The following is a 23,545-nucleotide window of genomic DNA, read 5'->3' as shown; positions in this document are numbered from 1 at the left end:
ACGAGCAGCTCCTGCGACCGACCCGACCGACCCGACCGACCCGACCGGCCCGACCGGCCCCACGGGAAACCCTCCCGACCCGGCCGCCACGACCGGCCCTTACGAGCCGCCGATCGCCTTCAGGATGTCCCGGGTGTCGTCGAGCATCGCCCGGCGGACGGTCTCGCGGTCCAGCGTGGTGTTCTTCCCGACCTGGTAGTTGTCCGTCCAGAACAGGGAGTACGTCATCCCGCCGTCCCGGACCTGCAGGTAGTGGTTGATGTCGTGGAAGGTCTGGTCCGAGCTGGTCGGCTCGTCGCCGTAGGCGAAGTAGGCCTCCTGGCCGAGGTTCGGCACATCGGTGATCTCGTACTTCTGCTGCTCGAAGTAGCTTCGGGTGGCGGCGAATTCGGGCGCGGAGTCGACCGCCCGGTGCAGTTCGGCGCGGATGTCGAGGGTGGCGTAGTCGGCGACGTCGCTCCCGCTGACCGCCCGTTTGACCAGCGCGTAGCACCGCATGATGTCCATGGAGTCGGACCGGCCGGTGTGCTGCAGCGGGTAGTCGTCGACCATGCGGTACTGCTTCTTGAACGCGGTGAGCTTGCCCGACTCGCAGAGCTCGTCGACCGCGTGGTAGCCGTGGAGGCTCTGCGCCGGGGAGCCGCTGTCGACGATCCGCGGCACCAGGGCCACGGCGCCGGACCAGGCGGCCGAGGCCAGGACGGCGCCGACGAACGCCCAGACGGCGTTGCGGCGCAGGTTTCCGCCCCTCCTGACCGTCCCCTCGCGCGGCCCGGGCTCCCCGGCGGGGGCCGTACCGGGTGAGGGGGCGGGCCCCGGAGCGGGGGGAAGTCCGGGGGAGGGGGGAAGTCCGGGGGAGGCGGGAAGGCCGGGCGCCGAGGGCAGTCCGGGCGGAGGTCCGAAGCCCGGGGCCGTCCCGGGCGGCGGTGGCTGCTGCGGGAAGCCGCCGAACCCCGGTCCGCCCTGGGCCGGTGGTGGTGGCGGTGGTGGCGTCGTCATAGGTGCCCCCCTGAGCGTCGACGAAGATGCCTGCCACGAAGGTGCCGCCCCGGAACCGTGGCCCGAAGCGGTGACCCGAAGCGGTGACCCGAAGCGGTGACCCGGAACGCGGTGGCCCCCCGGGAGGGGGACGCGACCGCCGCCCGCCCGGTTTCCGTGAGCGCGGCTCCCCCCGAGCTGCCGTCACCGACCATAGCGGCAGGACCACAGAACGCGACAGAAGCCGCAGGATCCGCAGCCGCAGCCGCAGCGACAGAAGCCGCGGCCGCGGGACCCGCAGCCGGTCCGCCCGGCGACGGGGATCCGCGCGAGAACGTCCGCAGCGGAAGCCCCGGCCCGAAACGACGACTGCCCGCCCGGTGGGGACCGGGCGGGCAGTCGGGGAAGCGCCTACGAACGGGCACTTCCGGTGGATCTTCGTGCACCGCACCCGCGTGGCGAACGCAGGCCGCGTGCGGTGCGAGTCTTGAGCTCGTGCCTCAGGGGACCGGGTAGAGGGCCGGTCCGTCCTGGGACGGTCGGGGCCGTGGGCCCCGGCGGAGTCAGGCCTGGACGGCGTTGACGCGCTTGGTGATGGCCGACTTCTTGTTGGCGGCCTGGTTGGCGTGGATGACGCCCTTGCTGACGGCCTTGTCCAGCGCCTTGGAGGCGGCGCGGGCCAGCACGGTGGCCTTCTCGGTCTCGCCGGCGGCAGCGGCCTCACGGGCCTTGCGCAGGGCGGTCTTCAGCGAGGACTTGACGGCCTTGTTGCGCAGGCGCGCCTTCTCGTTGGTCTTGTTGCGCTTGATCTGGGACTTGATGTTCGCCACGAAGGAGCCTCAGTCTTGTCAGTAAACGGTTCTGGGGTCCCCCCGGCCGAAGGCTGGGGGAGAGTTGCACCGCGCGGCCGCCGGACTGCTGAGAGGGCATGCCTGGGCCAGGTGCAGCGCCCCACGCTACCAGGGGGGTACCGCCCGACCCAAACCGGCCGGATCCGGATCAGGCCCGGAGCACCGGCTCGCCGTAGTGCTCGACCTCGGGAAACGGCCGGTAGAAGCGGTGCAGCAGCTCGCGCCACCGCTGGTACTCGGCGGAGCGGCGGAACCCCTCCGTGTGGTCCTCCAGCGTCTCCCATTCCACCTGGAGCAGGAACCTGGCGCCGCGGCCCTCGTCGAGGCAGCGGCGCAGCGCGAGGGAGCGGAAGCCGGACTGGGCCGCGATCAGCGGCTTCGCCTCCGCGAAGGCGGCGAGGAACGCGTCCTCCTGGCCGGGGACGACGTCGAGGAGGGCGCTTTCCAGGATCATGGACGACCATCCTGCCCCGACCGGCCGGGCCGCGGGAAGGGACGGCCGTTCAAGGGCCCCGCGGCGGCACTTGAACGGACCCGCGGACCAGCCCCGGACGACTCCCGGACGGACCCGCGCACCGCCCCCCGGAGCACCCCCGGCGCGGCCCCGGTGGAACCGAACGGCGGCGGACGTCGCGCTCGTGGGAGGATGGGAAGAACTATTTCGATCGGACGACTGTCCGGTCCCCGGGAAACCGGTCAGCGATGACCCGGACACCCCCGGCCCCCGGACCAACGGAGAATCGGACCAAGGTGCCCGCGACCCCCAGCAATGTGCCAGAGCCCAGCCGTACCGACCCGGCGCTGATCCGCAACTTCTGCATCATCGCCCACATCGACCACGGCAAGTCGACGCTCGCAGACCGGATGCTCCAGATCACCGGTGTGGTCGACCCGCGGCAGATGCGCGCCCAGTACCTCGACCGCATGGACATCGAGCGTGAGCGCGGCATCACCATCAAGTCGCAGGCCGTCCGCCTCCCATGGGCGCCGAAGACGGGGCCGAACGTCGGCTCGACGCACATCCTCAACATGATCGACACCCCGGGCCACGTGGACTTCACGTACGAGGTGTCCCGCTCCCTCGCCGCCTGCGAGGGCACCGTCCTCGTGGTGGACGCCGCCCAGGGCATCGAGGCGCAGACCCTCGCCAACCTGTACCTGGCGCTGGAGAACGACCTCACGATCGTCCCGGTGCTCAACAAGATCGACCTGCCGGCCGCCCAGCCGGAGAAGTACGCCGCCGAGATCGCGCACATCATCGGCTGCGACCCGGACGACGTGCTCAAGGTCAGCGCCAAGACCGGTCTCGGCGTCGAGGAGCTGCTCGACCACCTGGTCGACAAGATCCCGGCCCCGGTCGGCGTCAAGGACGCCCCGGCCCGCGCGATGATCTTCGACTCGGTCTACGACTCCTACCGTGGCGTGGTCACCTACGTCCGGGTCGTCGACGGCCAGCTCACCAAGCGCGAGCGCATCGCCATGATGTCCACCGGCGCGACCCACGAGCTGCTGGAGATCGGCGTCATCTCGCCGGAGCCGAAGGTCGCCGACGGCCTGGGCGTCGGCGAGGTCGGCTACATCATCACCGGGGTGAAGGACGTCCGGCAGTCCAAGGTCGGTGACACCATCACCTCGATGCACAAGGGTGCGACCGAGGCGCTGGGCGGTTACAAGGACCCGCGTCCGATGGTCTTCTCCGGCCTGTACCCGCTGGACGGCTCGGACTACCCGCTGCTGCGCGACGCCCTCGACAAGCTGCGCCTGAACGACGCCGCGCTGGTCTACGAGCCGGAGACCTCGGTCGCCCTCGGCTTCGGCTACCGCTGCGGCTTCCTCGGCCTGCTGCACCTGGAGATCATCCGGGAGCGCCTGGAGCGCGAGTTCAACCTCGACCTGATCTCCACCGCCCCGAACGTGGTCTACCGCGTCGTGATGGAGGACGGCACCGAGCACACCGTCACCAACCCCAGCGAGTTCCCGACCGGGAAGCTCGCCGAGGTCTACGAGCCGGTCGTGCGCGGCACCATCCTGGCGCCGAACGAGTTCGTCGGCGCCATCATGGAGCTCTGCCAGGCCCGTCGCGGCAACCTCCAGGGCATGGACTACCTCTCCGAGGACCGCGTCGAGCTGCGCTACACCCTGCCGCTCGCCGAGATCGTCTTCGACTTCTTCGACCAGTTGAAGTCCAAGACCCGCGGCTACGGCTCCTTCGACTACGAGCCCATCGGCGAGCAGAGCGCCCAGCTGGTCAAGGTCGACATCCTGCTGCACGGCGACGCGGTGGACGCGTTCTCCGCGATCGTGCACAAGGACAAGGCCTACAACTACGGCGTGATGATGGCCGGCAAGCTGCAGAAGCTGATCCCGCGCCAGCAGTTCGAGGTGCCGATCCAGGCCGCCATCGGCTCCCGGGTGATCGCCCGTGAGACGGTCCGCGCGATCCGCAAGGACGTTCTCGCCAAGTGCTACGGCGGTGACATCTCGCGCAAGCGCAAGCTGCTGGAGAAGCAGAAGGAAGGCAAGAAGCGGATGAAGATGGTCGGCCGCGTGGAGGTCCCGCAGGAGGCCTTCATCGCCGCGCTGTCCACCGACGCCGAGGCGCCGAAGGAGAAGAAGTAGCCGGCGCGAGCCGGGTGTTCCCGGCCGGCCCGACGGGGTCGGCCGCAGCGGTGCCCGACGGGCCCGGGGCGTCTCGCCCCGGGCCCGTCGGCCTGTCCGCACGGCCGGCCTGTCCGCACGGCGGCCGGTCGGTGCGGCGGCCCGGTTCAGGCTCTCAACGTAGCGCCCAGACCACGCCGTTGACGATGGCGGCCTTGGTCAGCCGCCCGGCCCGGCCGGTCAGCACCGAGGGCCGCATCGAGTCGTCGCCGTGGATCAGCTGGACCAGGCCGTCCCGGCGGCCGAGGCTCAGGCACTGCACGGCGTAGCGGAACGCGAAGGGCTTGTCGGTGCGCCCGGTGAGCAGCCTGCCGAGGTAGCGGCCCATCGGCTGGGCGGTGGCGCAGCCCATCCGCAGGGTGCCGGTGCCGGGGACGGTCACCGCGGCGGCGTCGCCGATGACGTGGACCTCCGGGTGCGAGACGGAGCGCAGGTGGCCGTCGACCACCGCCCGGCCGGCCGGGTCGACGGTCAGGCCCGCCTCGGCCGCCAGCGGGTGCGGCTCCATGGCGGCGGCCCAGGCGACCAGGTCGGCATCGATCCGGCCGCCGGTGGTGTCGAGGCCCCCGGCGTCGACCCCGGTGACGGTGTGCCGCTCGTGCACCTCGATCCCGAGCCGGGCCATGACGGTGCGGACGTGGGCCCGGCCACGGGCCGAGAACCAGCCGCCGACCTGTCCGGCGGCGACGATCCGCACCCGCCAGGCGGGGTGGGCCTCGGCGATCTCGGTGGCCAGTTCGATGCCGGTGGCGCCGCCGCCGACCACGGCGACGGTGCCGGGCCGCCCGGCGGTGCGCAGCCGCTCGCCCAGTTCGGCGGCCCGCTCGGCGGAGTAGGCGTGCTCGGCGGCGCCGGGGACGGCGTGCCAGGCGGTGCGGCTGCCGAGGGCGTAGACCAGGGTGTCGTAGGGGAGGGCCTCGCCGGTGTCGAGGAAGACCTTGCGGGCGGCGAGGTCCAGGCCGGTGGCCCGGGCCGGGACGTGCCGCACGCCGCGGCCGCGGACCACCTCGGCCAGGGCGGGCCGGTGCTCGGGGAGGCCGGCGGCGGTCTCGTGCTGGCGGACGCGGTGCAGGAAGCGGGTCTCCGGGGCGATCAGGGTCACCCGGTGGCGCCGGCCCGCCCGGGTCGCCGCGGTCAGCCCCGCGTAGCCGGCGCCCAGTACGACGATCTGCTTCTCGGTCATGTCGTCCGCCTCCTCCGAAACGCCCCCGCGGAGCGTTCTGTCGACACGTTCTCGGTGTCCGTTCGGGAAGGGGACGACGCGGCCGGTCAGGGTGTGACGGTGAGCCGGGTCACAGGTCCGTCGGCGTGCCGGGTCACAGGTCCGTCGGCGTGCCGGCGGCGTCGGCCACCCGGGTCAGCTTCTCGGGGTTGACCACCACGTAGGCCTCGGTGATCCGGCCGTCGGCGACGGTGAACGCCAGCACGCCGCCGGGCCGGCCGTCCGCGTCCTGGACGAGCAGCCCCGGCTCGTCGTTGACCAGGGCGGGCACCAGGCTCATGCCCGGCAGGAACCACTTCGCGACCAGGCCGGCCACCAGGCGGGAGACCTTGTCCGCGCCGAGGACCGGGCGGGCGCCGGCGCTGACGACGCCGCCGCCGTCGGAGTGCCAGACCACGTCCGGGTCGAGCACGGCCAGCAGGCCCTCGATGTCGCCGCGGGTACTGGCCGCCGCGAAGGCGGCCACGGCCTGCCGGTGCTCGGCCGGGTCGGCGGTGGCGCGGCGCCCGCCGTCCTTGACCCGGCGCCGGGCCCGGGAGGCGAGCTGGCGGGCGGCGTCGGGGGAGCGGTCGAGGGAGGCGGCGATCTCGTCGAAGCCGACCGCGAACACGTCGTGCAGCACGAAGGCGGCGCGTTCGGCCGGGGTGAGCTGCTCCAGGACGGCGAGCACGGCGAGCGAGACGGACTCGCCGAGTTCGGCGAGCTCGGCCGGGGAGGCGGGGGAGTCCTGGTAGGAGACGGCCGGTTCGGGCAGCCATTCGCCGAAGTAGGCCTCCCGGCGGGCCCGGGCGGAGCCCAGCTGGTCGTAGCAGAGCCGGGTGACGACGGTGGTCAGGAAGGCGCGCGGGTCGGCGACGGCGGACCGGTCGGTGCCGCGCCAGCGCAGCCAGGCCTCCTGCAGCACGTCCTCGGCGTCGCTGAACGAGCCGAGCAGCCGGTAGGCGACCGAGCCCAGGTAGCGCCGGTGGGCCTCGAAGGCGTCGGGGTGTGCGGCGGCAGCGGCCGACAGGTCGTCACTCACAGGCCCACCGTAGCGGCCCGGGGCGGCGGCCGGAGCGTTCGAGGGGGCGCCCCCGGACGGGGCCACGCTGTCCCCCGGCCTCCCCGTGGGCGGAACGCCGGAGGGGGAGGCCGGGTGACCCCGACCTCCCCCTCCGGTGCGGCCCGCCGGTCAGTCCACCTCGGCCACGGCCTCGGCGAACTGCGCCTGGTACAGGCGGGCGTACGCGCCCTCGGCGGCGATCAGCTCGTCGTGCGTGCCCTGTTCGACGATCGAGCCGCTCTCCATCACCAGGATCACGTCGGCGTCCCGGATGGTGGAGAGCCGGTGGGCGATCACGAAGCTGGTGCGGCCGGTGCGCAGCCGGGCCATGGCGCGCTGGATCAGCACCTCGGTCCGGGTGTCGACCGAGCTGGTCGCCTCGTCCAGGACCAGGATCGAGGGCTGCGCCAGGAACGCCCGGGCGATGGTGATCAGCTGCTTCTCGCCGGTGCTGACGCCGGTGCCCTCGTCGTCGATGACGGTGTCGTAGCCGTTCGGCAGGGTCCGGACGAAGCGGTCCACGTGGGCGGCCCTGGCCGCCTCGACGACCTGCTCGTGGGTGGCGCCCTGGGCGCCGTAGGCGATGTTCTCGGCGATGGTGCCGCCGAACAGCCAGGTGTCCTGGAGGACCATGCCGATGCCGGAGCGGAGGTCCTCGCGGGACATCGCCGCGATGTCGACCCCGTCCAGGGTGATCCGCCCGCCGCTGACCTCGTAGAACCGCATCAGCAGGTTGACCAGGGTGGTCTTGCCGGCGCCGGTCGGGCCGACGATGGCGACGGTCTGGCCCGGTTCGACCTTCAGCGAGAGGTCGTCGATGAGCGGCTTGTCGGGGTCGTAGCGGAAGGAGACGTCCTGGAAGGCGACCCGGCCGCGGATCGCGTCGGGGCGTTCCGGCATGGCCGGCTCCGGGGTCTGCTCGGGCGCGTCCAGCAGCTCGAAGACGCGCTCGGCGGAGGCGACGCCGGACTGCACCAGGTTGGCCATGCTGGCGACCTGGGTGAGCGGCTGGCTGAACTGCCGCGAGTACTGGATGAACGCCTGCACGTCGCCGATCGACAGCGCGCCGCTGGCGACCCGCAGGCCGCCGACGACGGCCACCAGCACGTACTGCAGGTTGCCGATCAGCATCATCGCGGGCTGGATGACGCCGGAGATGAACTGGGCCCGGAAGCTGGCCGTGTACAGCGCCTCGTTGTGCTCCCGGAAGGTCTCGGCGGACTCCTTCTGCCGGCCGAAGACCTTCACCAGGGCGTGGCCGGTGTACATCTCCTCGATGTGCGCGTTCAGCTGCCCGGTGGACTTCCACTGCTGGACGAACTGCGGCTGCGCCCGCTTGCCGACCCTGGTCGCCACCACGACCGACAGCGGGACGGAGATCAGGGCGATCAGGGCGAGCAGCGGGGAGATCCAGAACATCATGGCGAGCACACCGATTACGGTGAGCAGTGAGTTCACCACCTGGCCCATGGTCTGCTGCATGGACTGGCCGATGTTGTCGATGTCGTTGGTGACCCGGCTGAGCACCTCGCCGCGGGGCTGCTTGTCGAAGTAGCTGAGCGGCAGCCGGGCGAGCTTGGACTCGACGTCCTGGCGCAGCCGGTAGCTGGCCCGCTGGATCGCCTTGGTGGCGAGCCGGCCCTGGACGATGCCGAAGGCGGCGGAGGCGACGTAGATCGCCAGCACCCAGAGCAGTACGGTGCCGATCGCGCCGAAGTCCATGTGCTGGCCGGGGGTGAAGTCGACCGCGGAGAGCAGGTCGGCGGCGCCGCCGTCGTGCGCCCGCACGTCCGCGACGGCCTGCGCCTTGGAGATGCCGGCCGGGAACTGCTGGCCGACCACGCCGGCGAAGATCAGGTCGGTGGCCCTGCCGAGCACCTTGGGCCCGGTCACGGCGCAGCCGATGCTGAGCACGCCGAGGGCCAGCACGCCGCTGAGCAGGGCGCGTTCGGGGCGGAGCAGGGCGAGCAGCCGCTTGCCCGAGCCCTTGAAGTCCATCGACTTCTCGGAGCCCTGGCCGCCCATGAACCGGCCGGGGCCGGCCGGGCCGCGGCGGGCGGCGGCGGCCTGCGAGTCGCTGGGCACCTCGCCGGAGCCGGGGCCCTTCGTCATGGGCGCCTTCTTCTGCGGGGTGGTCACGCCGCCTCCTGCTCGGTGAGCTGGGAGAGCACGATCTCCCGGTACGTCGGGTTGTCGGCCATCAGTTCGCCGTGGGTGCCGCTGCCGACGACCGCGCCCTCGTCCAGGACGACGATCCGGTCGGCGTCGCGGATGGTGGAGACGCGCTGGGCGACGATCAGCACGGTGGCGTCGGCGGTCTCCCGGGAGAGGGCCCTGCGCAGCCTGGCGTCGGTGGCGTAGTCCAGCGCCGAGAACGAGTCGTCGAACAGGTAGACGCCGGGCTTGCGGACGAGCGCGCGGGCGATCGCCAGGCGCTGGCGCTGGCCGCCGGAGACGTTGCTGCCGCCCTGGGCGATGGGCGCGTCGAGGCCCTCGGGGAAGCGCTCGACGAACTCCTTGGCCTGGGCGACCTCCAGGGCGTGCCAGAGCTCCTCGTCGGTGGCGTCGGGCCGGCCGTAGCGCAGGTTGCTGGCGACGGTGCCGGTGAACAGGTAGGGCTTCTGCGGGACGAGGCCGACGGTCTCGGCGATCGTCTCGGGGGCGAGTTCGCGGACGTCCACGCCGTCCAGCAGGACCTGTCCGGCGGTGGCGTCGAAGAGCCGGGGGACGAGGCCGAGCAGGGTGGACTTGCCGCTGCCGGTGGAGCCGATGACGGCGGTGGTCTCGCCGGGGCGGGCGGTGATGTCGACGCCGCGCAGGACGGAGGCCTCGGCGCCGGGGTAGCGGAACTCGACGGCGCGCAGTTCGAGCTTGCCCCGGGCCAGGAGTTCGGTGACGGGGGTGGCCGGCGGGACGACGCTGGAGCTGGTGTCCAGGACCTCCTGGATGCGCTCGGCGCAGACCTCGGCGCGCGGCACCATCATGAACATGAAGGTGGCCATCATGACGCTCATCAGGATCTGCATCAGGTAGGAGAGGAAGGCGGTCAGCCCGCCGATCTCCATGCCGCCGCTGTCGATGCGCATGGCGCCGAACCAGAGCACGGCGACGCTGGAGGCGTTCACCACCAGCATCACGGCCGGGAACATGAACGACATCAGCTGGCCGACCTGGAGGGCGACCCCGGTCAGGTCCCGGTTGGCGCCGGCGAACCGGGCCTGCTCGTGGTCGTCCTTGACGAAGGCGCGGATGACCCGGATGCCGGTGATCTGCTCGCGCAGGACCCGGTTCACCGTGTCGATCTTCTTCTGCATGCTGCGGAACTTCGGGCGCAGCGCGCGGACGAGCAGGGCGACCACGACGCCCAGCAGGGGGACGACGGCCAGCAGCAGCGCGGAGAGCGGCACGTCCTGGTTGAGCGCCATGACGATGCCGCCGACGCACATGATCGGCGCGGCGACCATCAGGGTGAAGGTCATCAGGGCCAGCATCTGGACCTGCTGGACGTCGTTGGTCGTCCGGGTGATCAGGGAGGGGGCACCGAAGGAGCCGACCTCGCGGGCGGAGAAGGTCTGCACCCGGTCGAAGACGGCGGCCCGGACGTCCCGGCCGAACGCCATGGCGGTGCGCGCGCCGTAGAAGACGGCACCGATCGAGCAGAGCGCCTGGGCGACGGTGACGGCGATCATCACACCGCCGATGCGCAGGATGTAACCGGTGTCGCCCTTGACCACGCCCTGGTCGATGATGTCGGCGTTCAGCGTCGGCAGGTAGAGCAGGGCGAGCGTGGACACCAGCTGGAGGAGCACCAGCAGGGAGATCGGTCGGGAGTACGGGCGCAGGTACGCCCTCAGCAGTCTGATCAGCACTGGCACACTCTTGTCTTCGGCAGTGGGGTTCGCATCCCAATTCTCATGCTTCTGTGGACTCGCACAGTTGATTCCGGCCCCGCGCCCCGAGGTTTGTCCAGTCCTTTGCTGAACGCACCGGCGGGCCCGGTTGCGCCGTGCACCGGCGGCTCGCCAGTGTGCCAGCTGTCCTCACCCTCTTACGGAATGACCGGTTTCCCCCTAGGCTGCTGATTGCCCCCTTGTTACTCACCGGTATCGGATCGATTGCCCGGGGGCCCGGCGACCGCCCCCACGGGCGCCGCGACATCCCTCAGACGGCCACCCGCCCCCGGAGGTCCTCGTTGAGTTCCGCGCAGTCCCTGATCGACTCCGGCCGTGCCGACATCGTCGCCGGGCGGCCCGCCTCCGTCGCCCACCTGTTCCTGGAGCGGGTCGCCGCCACGCCGGCGGGTGAGGCCTACCGCTTCCCCGTCCCGGTGGACGAGCACGCGGCGGACGGCGCCCCCGGCGCCGAGCAGTGGCGTTCGCTGACCTGGGCGCAGACCGCCACCCGGGTGTACGCGGTGGCCGCCGGCCTGCTGTCGCTGGGCATCAGCCCGGAGGACCGGGTCGCGCTGATGTCCTCCACCCGGCTGGAGTGGGTCATCGCCGACCTCGGCAACATGTGCGCGGGGGCGGCCACCACGGCCGTCTACCCGAGCACCAACGCCGACGAGACGGCCTACATCCTCTCCGACTCGGGCTCCAGGGCGATCTTCGTCGAGAACGAGAAGCAGCTCGCCAAGGTCGTCGGCGAGCTCGGCCAGCTGCCCGAGCTGCGCACCGCCGTCCTCTTCGACGGCACCGGCCCGGTCGCCGGGGCGCCCGGGCTGAACGTGCTCACCCTGGCCGAGCTGGAGCAGCTCGGCGCCGAGTACCTGGAGCAGCACCCGGACGCCGTGCGGCAGGCCGTCGACGCGCTCGACAAGGAGCAGCTGGCGACCCTGATCTACACCTCCGGCACCACCGGCCGCCCCAAGGGCGTGCGGCTGGTCCACGACTGCTGGGCGTACCAGGGGCGGGCGCAGGAGGAGAGCGGGCTGCTGCGCGCGGACGACGTGCAGTTCATGTGGCTGCCGCTGTCGCACGTGTTCGGCAAGAGTCTGATCTGCGGCCAGATCGCCACCGGTCACGTGATGGCGCTGGACGGCCGGGTGGACCGGATCATCCACAACCTGCCGGTGATCCGCCCGACCATGATGGCCTCGGCGCCACGCATCTTCGAGAAGGTCTACAACGGCATCGCCGGCAAGGCCCGGGCCGAGGGCGGCGCCAAGTACAAGATCTTCATGTGGGCGGCGAAGACCGCCCGCGACTACGCCCGGGTCACCCAGGCCAACCGGATCGCCACCGGGCACGACAGCGCCCCGCTGGGGCTGCGGGTGCGGCACGCGGTGGCCGACAAGCTGGTGTACGCCAAGATCCGGGCCGCGTTCGGCGGGCGGATGCGCGGCTCGGTCTCCGGCAGTGCCGCGCTGGCACCCGAGATCGGCTACTTCTTCGCCGGCGTCGGCGTGCCCGTCCTGGAGGGCTACGGCCTGACCGAGAGCTCGGCCGGGATCTGCGTCAACCCCGCCGAGGACCTCCGGGTCGGCACCATCGGCACCGTGCTGCCCGGCAGCGAGATCCGGATCGCCGAGGACGGCGAGATCCTGCTGCGCGGCCCCGGCGTCATGCGCGGCTACCACAACCTGCCGGAGAAGACCGCCGAGGTGCTGGAGCCGGACGGCTGGTTCCACACCGAGGACATCGGCGAGATCGGCCAGGACGGCTTCCTGCGGATCACCGACCGCAAGAAGGATATGTTCAAGACCTCCGGCGGCAAGTACGTCGCGCCGAGCGAGGTGGAGGGCAAGTTCAAGGCGGTCTGCCCGTTCGTCAGCAACATCCTGGTGATCGGCAACGGCCGCAACTACTGCACCGCGCTGATCGGCCTGGACGAGTCGGTGATCATGCCGTGGGCGGCCGAGCACGGCCTGGCCGGCAAGTCCTACGCCGAGGTGGTCGGCGACCCGAAGGTCCACCAGCTGGTCGACGGCTTCGTGCAGCGCCTCAACGGCGACCTCCAGCGCTGGCAGACGATCAAGAAGTTCACCCTCCTCCCGCGCGACCTGGACATCGAGCACGGCGAGCTGACGCCGAGCCTGAAGATCAAGCGGCCGGTGGTCGAGCGGACGTACGCGGACGCCGTCACCGAGATGTACGCGGGCGCGAACGAGGCCTGATCCGTCCGTCGTCCCGTACGGCCGCGATGATCACCGGGGCCGTACGGGACAATGGGGTCATGCCCTCCGCACTCCCCGACGGCGAACCCGTGCCGTCCGACGGTTCCCTGCCCGCGCACGCCCTCGCCGGGCTCGGGTCGCGGCCGTTCGGCTTCTACCTGCACGTGCCGTACTGCGCGAGCCGCTGCGGCTACTGCGACTTCAACACCTACACCGCCACCGAGCTGCGCTCCTCCGGCGCCGTCGCCTCCCAGGAGACCTACGCCGACAACGTGGTCGCCGAGATCCGGCTGGCCCGCGAGGTCCTCGGCGACACCGACCTGCCCGTGCGGACCGTCTTCCTCGGCGGCGGCACGCCCACCCTGCTGCCCGCCCGGGACCTGGTGAAGATGCTGGCGGCGATCCGGGCGGAGTTCGGGCTCGCCGACGACGCCGAGGTGACCACCGAGGCCAACCCCGAGTCGGTCGACCCGGCCTACCTCGCCGAACTGCGCGAGGGCGGCTACAACCGGGTCTCCTTCGGCATGCAGAGCGCCCGGCCGCACGTCCTGCGGCTGCTCGACCGCCACCACACCCCGGGCCGCCCGGAGGCCTGCGTGGCCGAGGCCCGCGCGGCCGGCTTCGAGCACGTCAACCTGGACCTCATCTACGGCACCCCCGGCGAGTCCGACGACGACTGGCGGGCCTCCCTGGACGCCGCGATCGGCGCCGGGCCGGACCACGTCTCGGCCTACTCGCTGATCGTCGAGGACGGCACCAAGCTGGCCGCCCGGGTCAAGCGCGGCGAGCTGCCGATGATCGACGACGACGTGCACGCCGACCGCTACCTGATCGCCGAGCAGGCGCTCGCCGCCGCCGGCTACTCCTGGTACGAGGTCTCCAACTGGGCCACCACCCCGCAGGGCCGCTGCCGCCACAACGAGCTCTACTGGACCGGCGGCGACTGGTGGGGCGCCGGCCCCGGCGCGCACAGCCACGTCGGTGGCGTCCGCTGGTGGAACGCCAAGCACCCGGCCGGCTACGCCCGCGCCCTCGCCGAGCGCCGCACCCCGGCCCAGGGCCGCGAGCGGCTCACCGACGAGGACCGCCGGGTCGAGCGCATCCTGCTGGAACTGCGCCTCGCCGAGGGCATCCCGCTGGACCTGCTCACGGCGACCGGCCGCGCGGCCGCCGACCGGCACCTCGCCGACGGCCTGCTCGACCGCACCACCCACGAGCGCGGCCGGGCCACCCTGACCCTCCAGGGCCGCCTCCTGGCCGACGCCGTGGTCCGCGACCTGGTGGACTGAGAGTCGTTGCCGTGGTGTCAGCCGCCGGCTCGCGGTCGCGGGCCCACGGCTGACCGGTCAGTCCTCCAGGGTGACGAAGTCGATCAGTTCCTCGACCTTCGCCAGGAGGGCGGGCTCCAGGTCCTTGAAGGAGTCGACCGAGGCGAGGATCCGCTTCCACGCGGCGGGGGTGTCGGCCGGCCAGCCGAGACGGCGGCAGACGCCCCCCTTCCAGTCCTCGCCGTAGGGGACGTCCGGCCAGCCGGGGATGCCGACGGAGGAGGGCTTCACGGCCTGCCAGACGTCGATGTACGGGTGGCCGACGACCAGCACGGCGTCGCCGGTGACCCGGGCGGCGATCCGGTGCTCCTTGGTGCCGGGGAGCAGGTGGTCGACCAGGACGCCCAGCCGGCGGCCCGGGCCGGGGGCGAAGTCGGCGACGATCGCGGGCAGGTCGTCGATGCCCTCCAGGTACTCCACGACGACGCCCTCGATCCGCAGGTCGTCCCCCCAGACCCGCTCGACCAGTTCGGCGTCGTGCCGCCCCTCGACGTAGATCCGCGACTCCCGGGCCACCCGGGCCCGCGCTCCGGGGACGGCGACCGAGCCGGAGGCCGTCCGGCCCGGGGCGCGCGGGGGCGCCGGCGCCGCGGCGGCGGGGCGGACCAGGGTGACGGTCCGGCCCTCCAGCAGGAAGCCGCGCGGCACCAGCGGGAACACCCGCCGCTTGCCGAACCGGTCCTCCAGGGTGACGGTGAACCCCTCGGCGGTCTTCTCGCAGCGCACCACCGCGCCGCAGAAGCCGGTCGCGGCCTCCTCGACCACGAGGTCCCGGTCGGCGGGCACCTCGGGGGCGGGCTGCTGCCGCTTCCACGGCGGGGTGAGGTCGGGTCCGTACTGGCGGCTGCGCATGCAGGTGACTATAGGCAGGCCCGACGGGGCGTCACAGGCCCGGCGCGCCCCAGACCGGGAACCAGCGGGTGAGGTCCTTCTCCAGCCGCAGGTCGTTCCCCAGCATGGCGTTGACCTGCAGTTCCAGCGGGCTGTCGCGCTTCTCCCCGCCGCCCGGCACCGGCGCGAACGGGTAGAAGGTGCCGCGCTTGTACAGGTAGACCAGCGCCAGCGGCTGCCCCTCGGCGCCGCGGAAGGCCACCAGCGAGCAGAGCAGCTGCGGGCCGAAGCCGTTCCCCTCCAGCTCGCTGTTGACCGCGTGCAGGTCGTTGACCAGCTCCGGCAGCTCCTCGGGGGTGTGCCGGGCGAGCAGCCAGGAGTAGCCGTAGGCGTCCTTGGAGGCCTCCACCGGGACGCCGCCGCGCTCGGTGTCGGCGTCCAGCAGGGCCCGGACCTGCCGCTCGACCTCGACGAAGGCGCCGCCCTCGACCGAGGAGAAGCAGACCGACCCGACGCCGGTCGGCCGGAAGCCGGCCGCCGCCTCCAGGGTCAGCGCGGCCGAGGGCACGCCGAACAGCTGATCGAGGTCGGGCCGGACGGGCTTGGTGCGGCCGAACAGTGCGTCCAGGATTCCCACGGCGGTCCCCTCCGGGGCGTGTCGTCGGCTCAGCGGCCGAGCTGGGTGGAGATCTTCGCCAGCTGCTCCAGCCGCTTCTCCAGCGAGGGGTGGGTGGAGAACAGCTGCGAGGCGGCCTCCCGGGCGCTCAGCGCGGGGGCGAAGTAGAAGGCGTTGTACGGCTGGGCCTGGCGCAGGTCCTTGGTCGGGATCGCGGCGATCTGGCCGGTCACCTTGGTGAGCGCCGAGGCCAGTGCGCTGGGCCGGCCGGTGAGCTGGGCGGCGGCCCGGTCGGCGGCCAGCTCCCGGTAGCGGGAGAGCAGCCGGGTCAGCAGGAAGCTGATCGCGTACACCACCACCGACACCAGCGGGATGACCAGCGCGGCGATCGCGGCGTTGGAGTCGTTGCTGTTGCGGCCGCCGCCCATGAAGCCGCCGTACATCGCGATCCGGGTCATCGCCCCGGCCAGTACGCCGAGGAAGCCGGCGATGGTCATCACCGCGACGTCCCGGTGGGCGACGTGCGACAGCTCGTGCGCCAGGACGCCCTCCAGTTCCTCCGGTTCCAGCCGCCGCAGCAGCCCGGTGGTGACGCAGACCACCGCGTTCTGCGGGTTGCGGCCGGTCGCGAAGGCGTTCGGCATGTCGTTGTCGGCGACCGCCACCCGGGGTTTGGGCATGTCGGCGAGGGCGCAGAGCCGGTCGACGGTGCCGTGCAGCTGGGGGTACTGCTCCGGGGTCACCCGGTGGGCGCCCATCGCCCGTTCGGTGATCTTGTCGCTGAACCAGAACTGGGCCACGAACAGCCCGCCGGAGATCAGCACGATCAGTGGCCAGGCGCCGCGCAGCAGCGCGATCAGCAGGCCGGTGAAACCCACGTACAGGAGCCCGATCACGAACATGGTCCCGACCATCCGGCCGGTCAGGCCGCGGTCCGGGGCGAAGCGGGTGGGCTGGCCCGAGGTCGACATCGCTGGTCCTCCGTTCGCCGTTCGCTATCGATGCTGCCACCCGGCCGGTCCCGCGGCATCACCCGCGCGCCGCGCGATGCGGGCAGGATCACCCCGGCGGTGCCGTTCCTGCCGTCGGACCCGGGCCTTACACTGGCAGGTACGGTTCTGGCACTCCTCTGTTCAGAGTGCCAAAGGCCGCGGTCCGCCCGGCGGACCGCACCATGCCGGAACGACACACGTCACCACGGACAACGTGCGAAGAGGGAGGTGCGTGCCCCATGGCCGGTGAGGTCCGCCAGCTCGACGAACGCAAGCTCGCCGTGCTCCGCGCCATCGTCCAGGACTACGTGGGCACCGAGGAGCCGGTCGGCTCCAAGGCTCTCGTCGAACGCCACAACCTCGGGGTCTCCCCGGCCACCGTCCGCAACGACATGGCCGCGCTGGAGGAGGACGGCTTCATCCACCAGCCGCACACCAGCGCCGGGCGGATCCCCACCGACAAGGGGTACCGCCTCTTCGTCGACCGGCTCGCCGAGGTCAAGCCGATGAGCGCGCCCGAGCGGCGGGCGATCCGGCACTTCCTGGACGGCGCGGTGGACCTGGACGACGTGGTCGCCCGGACGGTCCGGCTGCTCGCCCAGCTCACCCGGCAGGTGGCGGTGGTCCAGTACCCGTCGCTCTCCCGCTCCACGGTGCGCCACATCGAGCTGGTCGCGCTGGCTCCGGCCAAGGTCATGCTGGTCCTGATCACCAACACCGGCCGGGTCGAGCAGCGGATGGTCGACTGCCCGGGTCCGGTCGGCGAGGTGGTCCTCGCGGACCTCCGTGCCAAGATCAACACGAGGGCCGTCGGCGTGCGGCTGCCCGACGTGCCGGGGCTGCTGGACGAGCTCCCGGCGATGTTCGAGGCGGTGGACCGGCCGGCCGTCACCATCGTCCTGGCGACGCTCTTCGAGGCGCTCGCCGAGCAGAACGAGGAGCGGATCATGCTGGCCGGTACGGCCAACCTGACCCGCTTCGGCCACGACTTCCCGCTCACCATCCAGCCGGTGCTGGAGGCGCTGGAGGAGCAGGTCGTCCTGCTGCGCCTCCTGGGTGAGACGGCGGACGCCGGGATGACGGTCCGGATCGGCCGGGAGAACGCGTACGAAGGGCTCAATTCCACCTCGGTCGTCTCGGTCGGTTACGGTTCGGGCGACGAGAGCGTGGCCAAACTGGGTGTGATCGGTCCGACCCGGATGGACTATCCGGGCACAATGGGGGCGGTGCGAGCGGTGGCACGGTACGTGGGCCAGATCCTGGCCGAGTCGTAGGGAACGACCGGTGTCACACAGGTGACACCGGTACCAGTCGCAAGCACTTCTACAGGCGGAACAAGCGGAGCATTTGGTGGCCACGGACTACTACGCGGTACTCGGCGTCCGACGGGATGCGGGGCAGGACGAGATCAAGAAGGCGTTCCGGCGCCTGGCGCGCGAACTGCACCCGGACGTCAACCCCGACCCGAAGACGCAGGAGCGGTTCAAGGAGATCAACGCCGCCTACGAGGTCCTCTCCGACCCGCAGAAGCGGCAGGTCTACGACCTCGGCGGGGATCCCCTCTCGCCCAACGGCGGGGGCGCGGGCGGCTTCGGCGCGGGCGCGGCCGGGTTCGGCTTCTCCGACATCATGGACGCGTTCTTCGGCGCGGCCGCCGGTCAGCGCGGCCCGCGCTCGCGCACCCGGCGCGGCCAGGACGCCATGATCCGGCTGGAGATCACCCTGGAGGAGGCCGCGTTCGGCACCACCAAGGAACTCCAGGTCGACACCGCCGTCACCTGCACCACGTGCAGCGGCGAGGGCGCCGCCCCCGGCACCTCCGCGCAGACCTGTGACATGTGTCGCGGCAAGGGCGAGGTCTCCCAGGTCACCCGGTCCTTCCTGGGCCAGGTCATGACCTCCCGGCCCTGCCCGCAGTGCCAGGGCTTCGGCACCGTCGTGCCGACCCCGTGCCCGGAGTGCGCCGGCGACGGCCGCGTGCGGGCCCGCCGCACCCTGACCGTGAAGATCCCGGCCGGTGTCGACAACGGCACCCGGATCCAGCTGGCCGGCGAGGGCGAGGTCGGCCCCGGCGGCGGCCCGGCCGGCGACCTCTACGTCGAGATCGCCGAGAGCACCCACCCGACCTTCCAGCGCCGCGGCGACGACCTGCACTGCACGGTCACCATCCCGATGACGGCCGCCTCGCTCGGCACCCAGGTGCCGCTGCAGACCCTGGACGGGCTGGAGGAGGTCGACATCCGGCCCGGCACCCAGTCCGGCCAGTCGATCCCGCTGCACGCCCGCGGCATCACCCATCTGCGCGGCGGCGGCCGGGGCGACTTGATAGTGCACGTCGAGGTGCAGACGCCCACCAAGCTCGACCCCGAGCAGGAGGACCTGCTGCGCCGGCTCGCGGTGCTGCGCGGCGAGGAGCGGCCCTCCGGGCAGTTCGCGCCGGGCCAGCAGGGGCTGTTCTCCCGGCTGAAGGACGCCTTCAACGGCCGCTGACCGTACCGGCGCCCGGTGCCCCGCTCCCGGCGGGTCACCGGGCGCCGTCGTTCCCCCGTCCGTCCCCCCACCCCCACTCCAGGAACCGCCATGACCGCGCCCGTGTTCATCGTCGAGACCGCGCAGCTCGCCTCCGCCGCCCCCGGTGCGGTGGTCCGGCTGGACGGCCCGGAGGGGCGGCACGCGGCCGCCGTGAAGCGGCTGGAGCCGGGCGAGGCGGTGACCCTGGCCGACGGGCTCGGCCTGGGCGCCGACGGCACCGTCACGGCCGTGCACGGCAAGGACGCCGTCGAGGTGACGCTCGCCGCGGTCCGCCGGGAGGCCGAGCCGGCGCCGCGGATCGTCGTCGTCCAGGCGCTGCCCAAGGGCGACCGCGGCGAGCTGGCGGTGGAGACCATGACCGAGGTCGGCGTGGACGTGGTGATCCCCTGGGCCGCCTCCCGCTGCATCACCCAGTGGAAGGGCGAGCGCGGCGCCAAGGCGCTCGCCAAGTGGCGCTCCACCGCCCGCGAGGCGGGCAAGCAGTCCCGCCGGCTGCGCTTCCCCGAGGTCCGCGAACTCGCCACCACCCGCCAGCTGGCGCCCGTCCTGGCCGGGGCCGCGCTCGCCGCGGTGCTGCACGAGGACGGCGCCGAGCCGCTGGCCGGCGCCGCGCTGCCCGGCGGCGGGGACATCGTCCTGGTGGTCGGCCCCGAGGGCGGGGTCTCCCCGGAGGAGCTGGCCGCCTTCGCCGAGGCCGGTGCCAGGCCGTACCGGCTCGGGTCCTCGGTGCTGCGCACCTCGACCGCGGGAGTGGCCGCCGGCGCCCTGCTGCTGGGCCGCACCGGCCGCTGGGGCTGAGCGGGCCGGTCGCCGCACGGACCGTTCGTTCCCCGGCGGTTCGTTCCCCGGCGGTTCGTCCCCCGTAGGGGGCGGCCTGCGCGAAACCGGAGGCGCGCCGCCCCGGCGGGTGCGTAGGGTGCGGCTGTGAGCGAATCCCCGAGCACCCCTGCCGGCGCCTACCTGCGCCATCCGCACCTGCACGGTGACCTGATCACCTTCGTCGCGGAGAACGACGTCTGGCTCGCCCCGCTGGACGGTGGCCGGCCCTGGCGGCTGACGGCCGATCACGTCCCGGTCCGCCGCCCGCGCTTCTCGCCGGACGGCCGGCACATCGCCTTCGTCTCCACCCGGGACGGCGCGCCCGAGGTGCACGTCGCGCCGGTGGACGGCGGGCCGTCCCGGCGGCTGACGTACTGGGGCAGCGACCAGACGCAGCTGCAGGGCTGGACGGCCGACGGCAGCCCGGTCGCCACCACCTCCGCCGGACAGGCCACCCTGCGCCGCACCTGGGCCCACGCCGTACCGCTGGACGGCGGCGAGCCGCGGCGGCTGCCGTACGGGCCGGTCGGCGGCGTGGCGTACGAGCCGGGCGGCGACCGGGTGCTGCTGCTCTCGGCGGCCGGTGCGGAGCCCGCGCGGTGGAAGCGCTACCGGGGCGGCCGGGTCGGCAAGCTCTGGATCGGCGCCGAGCGGTTCGCCCGCGTCCACGAGGAGCTGGACGGGCACATCGAGGCGCCGCTCTGGGTCGACGCGCCCGGCGGCGCCCGGATCGCCTTCCTGGCCGACCACGAGGGCGTCGGCGAGCTCTACTCCAGCCTCCCCGACGGCAGCGGCCTGCGCCGCCACACCACCTCCCCGGAGGGCTTCTACGCCCGCGGCGCGACCAGCGACGGCACCCGGGTGATCTGGCACCGGGCCGGTGACCTCTGGCTGCTGGACGACCTCGACGGCGCCGAGCCGCGCCGGCTGGACGTCCGGCCGTCCGGCCCCCGGGCCGGCCGGCGGCCCCGCCCGGTGCCGGCCGCGCACTGGCTGGAGAGCGCCGCCCCCGACCGCACCGGCCGGGCCGGCGCCGTGGTGGTGCGCGGCAGCGTGCACTGGCTGCCGCACCGGGAGGGCCCCGCCCGGGTGCTGGACGAGACGCCCGGCGTCCGGGCCCGGCGGGCCCACGTGGTGCCGGGCGAGGACGGCGCGCAGGGCGTGCTCTGGGTGACCGACGCCGACGGCGAGGACGCCGTCGAGTACGCCCCCGCCGTGCTCGGCGAGGAGCGCCGCCGGCTGGCCGGCGGACAGCTGGGCCGGGTCCGCGCGCTGGCGGTCTCGCCGGACGGCAAGCAGGCGGCGGTCGGCGCGCACGACGGCCGGGTCCTCCTGGTGTCGCTCGCCGACGGGACGGTGCACGAGCTGGACCGCAGCACGGACGGCGAGGTCAGCGGGCTGGCGTTCAGCCCGGACTCCGCCTGGCTCGCCTGGTCACGGCCGAGCCCGGGCTTCGGGGCCTGGTCGCTGCGCCAGATCGTGCTGGCCAACCTGGCCACCCGCACGGTCGGCGAGGTCACCCCGGCGCGCTTCATCGACACCTCGCCGGCCTTCACCGCCGACGGCCGCCACCTGGCCTTCCTCTCGGTGCGCAACTTCGACCCGGTCTACGACTCGCACGTCTTCGACCTGTCGTTCCCCAACGGCTGCCGCCCGTACCTGGTCACCCTGGCCGCCGACACCCCCTCCCCGTTCGGCCCGCGCCGGGCCGGGCGGCCGGCCGGCGGGGAGGACGACGAGCCCAAGGGCAAGAAGGCGGACGGCGAGGAGGGGGCGGCCGACGCCCCGCCCGCCACCCGGGTCGACCTGGACGGGATCGCCGACCGGATCATCCCCTTCCCGGTCGAGGGCGGCCGGTTCGGCGAACTGGCGGCCGCCAAGGACGGCGTGCTCTGGACGCGGATCCCGCTCACCGGCGAACTCGGCGACGACGCGGCCACCCCGGAGGACGAGCAGCCGCGCCCCACCCTGGAGCGGTTCGACCTGCGCAAGCGCCGGGTCGAGCAACTGGTCGACGGGCTCGACGAGTTCGCGGTCAGCGGCGACGGCACCCGGGTCGCCGTGCTGGACGAGGGCGAGCTGCGGATCGTCCCGGCCGACCACAAGGCGGTGGGCGACGACGACGAGATCGACGTCGACCTGCACCGGCTGCGGGTGACCGTCGACCCGGCCGCCGAGTGGCGGCAGATGTACGACGAGAACGGCCGCCTGATGCGCGACAACTTCTGGCGCCCGGACCTCGGCGGCCTGCCCTGGGCCGAGATCCTCGACCGCTACCGGCCGCTGGTGGAGCGGCTCGGCTCGCACGACGACCTGGTCGACCTGCTCTGGGAGGTGCACGGCGAGCTGGGCACCTCGCACGCCTACGTGCAGCCCTACGGCATCCACACCGAGGCCGCCCGCCGGCAGGGCAAGCTCGGCGCCGACCTGGTCAAGGACGGCGAGGTCTGGCGGATCGCCCGGATCCTGCCCGGCGAGTCCTCGGACCCGCGGGCCCGCTCGCCGCTGGCCGCGCCGGGCGCCGCCGTCCGCCCGGGCGACGCGGTGCTGGCCGTCAACGGCCGCCCGGTGGACGCGACCGCCGGCCCGGCCCCGCTGCTGGCCGGCACCGCCGGACAACCGGTCGAGCTGACCGTGGCCGGCAAGGACGGCACCGACCGCCGGTACCCGGTGGTCGTCCCGCTCGCCGACGACGAGCCGCTGCGCTACCACGACTGGGTGGCCGGGCGGCGGGCCGCCGTCCGGGAGCTGTCCGGCGGGCGGCTCGGCTACCTGCACATCCCCGACATGCAGAGCACCGGCTGGGCCCAGATCCACCGCGACCTGCGGTCGGAGATGGCCCGGGAGGGCGTGATCGTCGACATCCGGGAGAACCGCGGCGGCCACACCTCGCAGCTGGTGATCGAGAAGCTGGCCCGGCGGATCGTCGGCTGGACGGTCGCCCGCGACCTCGCCAACCCGGTGCCCTACCCCGGTGACGCGCCGCGCGGGCCGATCGTGGCGCTGGCCGACGAGTTCTCCGGCTCGGACGGCGACATCGTCAACGCCGCCATCCAGGCGCTGAAGCTCGGCCCGGTGGTCGGGACGAGGACCTGGGGCGGCGTGATCGGCATCGACAGCAAGTACAGCCTGGTGGACGGCACCCTGGTCACCCAGCCGAAGTACGCGTTCTGGCTGGAGGGCTACGGCTGGGGCGTGGAGAACCACGGCGTCGACCCGGACGTCGAGGTGCCGGTCGCGCCGCACCAGTGGGCCGCGGGGGAGGACCCGCAGCTCGCCGAGGGCGTCCGGATCGCCCTGGCGGCGCTGACCGAGACCCCGGGCAGCACGCCGCCGCCGCTGCCCTGGGAGCAGGGCCCGGCGCCGGACGCCCCGCGGGGCGCGGGGCAGGAGGGCGGGCACGGTGCCGGGCAGGACGCCGGGTAGGACGGGCGCAGGTCCGGCGGGGGTGCCCGGGCAGCTGACCGGGCACCCCCACGGGCCGTACGCCCCTCGCGGGCGGCGGGTCCGCGGGGGCGGGCGCGACTGCCAGCAGGCGACCGGGCCGCTCGGCTAGCATGC

General features: G+C 73.1%; 17 protein-coding genes. 7 read left to right on the top strand and 10 right to left on the bottom strand.

Annotated elements, in window-relative coordinates; translation table 11 throughout:
- Positions 1 to 99: 99 nt before the first annotated feature.
- The 3 genes from ACZ4UX_RS09890 to ACZ4UX_RS09880 form a co-directional block, all read right to left on the bottom strand.
- The gene (locus tag ACZ4UX_RS09890) at positions 100 to 999 is read right to left on the bottom strand and encodes a hypothetical protein (protein WP_465706242.1); all 900 of its coding nucleotides are present in this window, start codon (positions 997 to 999) and stop codon (positions 100 to 102) included.
- Between the two features lie 542 nt (positions 1,000 to 1,541).
- Complete coding sequence (rpsT, locus tag ACZ4UX_RS09885) at positions 1,542 to 1,808, bottom strand: 30S ribosomal protein S20 (protein ID WP_329487599.1); 267 nt, start codon at positions 1,806 to 1,808, stop codon at positions 1,542 to 1,544.
- Positions 1,809 to 1,977: 169 nt separating this feature from the next.
- Entirely contained in the window at positions 1,978 to 2,283 is a 306-nt protein-coding gene (locus ACZ4UX_RS09880; RefSeq protein WP_465706241.1) for an antibiotic biosynthesis monooxygenase family protein, read from the bottom strand.
- Between the two features lie 296 nt (positions 2,284 to 2,579).
- Here ACZ4UX_RS09880 and lepA point away from each other — a divergent pair, with 296 nt between their 5' ends.
- Complete coding sequence (gene lepA / locus ACZ4UX_RS09875; protein WP_465706240.1) at positions 2,580 to 4,448, top strand: translation elongation factor 4; 1,869 nt, start codon at positions 2,580 to 2,582, stop codon at positions 4,446 to 4,448.
- Positions 4,449 to 4,602: 154 nt separating this feature from the next.
- Here lepA and ACZ4UX_RS09870 read toward each other — a convergent pair whose 3' ends face one another.
- The 4 genes from ACZ4UX_RS09870 to ACZ4UX_RS09855 all read right to left on the bottom strand — a co-directional run bounded on the left by ACZ4UX_RS09870 (position 4,603) and on the right by ACZ4UX_RS09855 (position 10,620).
- Entirely contained in the window at positions 4,603 to 5,670 is a 1,068-nt protein-coding gene (locus ACZ4UX_RS09870) for an NAD(P)/FAD-dependent oxidoreductase (protein ID WP_465706239.1), read from the bottom strand.
- Positions 5,671 to 5,803: 133 nt separating this feature from the next.
- Positions 5,804 to 6,730, bottom strand: coding sequence for an RNA polymerase sigma factor SigJ (sigJ, locus tag ACZ4UX_RS09865; RefSeq protein WP_465706238.1), 927 nt, complete (start codon positions 6,728 to 6,730; stop codon positions 5,804 to 5,806).
- A gap of 150 nt (positions 6,731 to 6,880) precedes the next feature.
- Complete coding sequence (locus ACZ4UX_RS09860; protein WP_465706308.1) at positions 6,881 to 8,863, bottom strand: ABC transporter ATP-binding protein; 1,983 nt, start codon at positions 8,861 to 8,863, stop codon at positions 6,881 to 6,883.
- A 23-nt stretch (positions 8,864 to 8,886) separates the two neighbouring features.
- Positions 8,887 to 10,620 carry an ABC transporter ATP-binding protein gene (locus ACZ4UX_RS09855; RefSeq protein ID WP_329487594.1) on the bottom strand — a complete coding sequence of 578 codons (1,734 nt, stop codon included), beginning with the start codon at positions 10,618 to 10,620 and terminating at the stop codon, positions 8,887 to 8,889.
- 323 nt (positions 10,621 to 10,943) lie between these two features.
- On the opposite strand from ACZ4UX_RS09855, the gene ACZ4UX_RS09850 reads away from it, so the two are divergent.
- On the top strand, positions 10,944 to 12,866 hold the full coding sequence (locus tag ACZ4UX_RS09850; RefSeq protein WP_465706237.1) for an AMP-dependent synthetase/ligase: 1,923 nt from the start codon (positions 10,944 to 10,946) through the stop codon (positions 12,864 to 12,866).
- A gap of 59 nt (positions 12,867 to 12,925) precedes the next feature.
- Positions 12,926 to 14,155, top strand: a complete 1,230-nt coding sequence (hemW, locus tag ACZ4UX_RS09845; protein WP_329487592.1) for a radical SAM family heme chaperone HemW — start codon at positions 12,926 to 12,928, stop codon at positions 14,153 to 14,155.
- 57 nt (positions 14,156 to 14,212) lie between these two features.
- Here hemW and ACZ4UX_RS09840 read toward each other — a convergent pair whose 3' ends face one another.
- Genes ACZ4UX_RS09840 through htpX form a run of 3 tightly spaced genes read right to left on the bottom strand, consistent with a single transcriptional unit; the run spans position 14,213 to position 16,612 of the window.
- A complete protein-coding gene (locus tag ACZ4UX_RS09840) occupies positions 14,213 to 15,046 on the bottom strand; it encodes a DUF3097 domain-containing protein (RefSeq protein ID WP_329487591.1) in 834 nt (277 codons plus the stop codon).
- A gap of 31 nt (positions 15,047 to 15,077) precedes the next feature.
- Complete coding sequence (pspAB, locus tag ACZ4UX_RS09835; RefSeq protein WP_329487590.1) at positions 15,078 to 15,662, bottom strand: PspA-associated protein PspAB; 585 nt, start codon at positions 15,660 to 15,662, stop codon at positions 15,078 to 15,080.
- Positions 15,663 to 15,691: 29 nt separating this feature from the next.
- Positions 15,692 to 16,612 carry a zinc metalloprotease HtpX gene (gene htpX, locus ACZ4UX_RS09830; RefSeq protein ID WP_352289092.1) on the bottom strand — a complete coding sequence of 307 codons (921 nt, stop codon included), beginning with the start codon at positions 16,610 to 16,612 and terminating at the stop codon, positions 15,692 to 15,694.
- A gap of 260 nt (positions 16,613 to 16,872) precedes the next feature.
- On the opposite strand from htpX, the gene hrcA reads away from it, so the two are divergent.
- From hrcA to ACZ4UX_RS09810, 4 genes are all read left to right on the top strand, one after another.
- Positions 16,873 to 17,907: a heat-inducible transcriptional repressor HrcA gene (gene hrcA, locus ACZ4UX_RS09825; protein WP_329487588.1), complete on the top strand. Its 1,035-nt coding sequence runs from the start codon at positions 16,873 to 16,875 to the stop codon at positions 17,905 to 17,907.
- Between the two features lie 76 nt (positions 17,908 to 17,983).
- The gene (gene dnaJ / locus ACZ4UX_RS09820; protein WP_329487587.1) at positions 17,984 to 19,123 is read left to right on the top strand and encodes a molecular chaperone DnaJ; all 1,140 of its coding nucleotides are present in this window, start codon (positions 17,984 to 17,986) and stop codon (positions 19,121 to 19,123) included.
- A gap of 90 nt (positions 19,124 to 19,213) precedes the next feature.
- Positions 19,214 to 19,963 (top strand): 16S rRNA (uracil(1498)-N(3))-methyltransferase, encoded by a 750-nt coding sequence (locus ACZ4UX_RS09815; RefSeq protein WP_465706236.1) that lies wholly within the window; start codon positions 19,214 to 19,216, stop codon positions 19,961 to 19,963.
- A 126-nt stretch (positions 19,964 to 20,089) separates the two neighbouring features.
- Positions 20,090 to 23,410, top strand: a complete 3,321-nt coding sequence (locus tag ACZ4UX_RS09810; RefSeq protein ID WP_465706235.1) for a S41 family peptidase — start codon at positions 20,090 to 20,092, stop codon at positions 23,408 to 23,410.
- Positions 23,411 to 23,545: the final 135 nt, after the last annotated feature.

Source organism: Kitasatospora sp. NPDC028961 (assembly GCF_055564815.1).
Note: the sequence above shows the minus strand (reverse complement) of the source record. Positions and strands in the feature narration are given on the sequence as shown.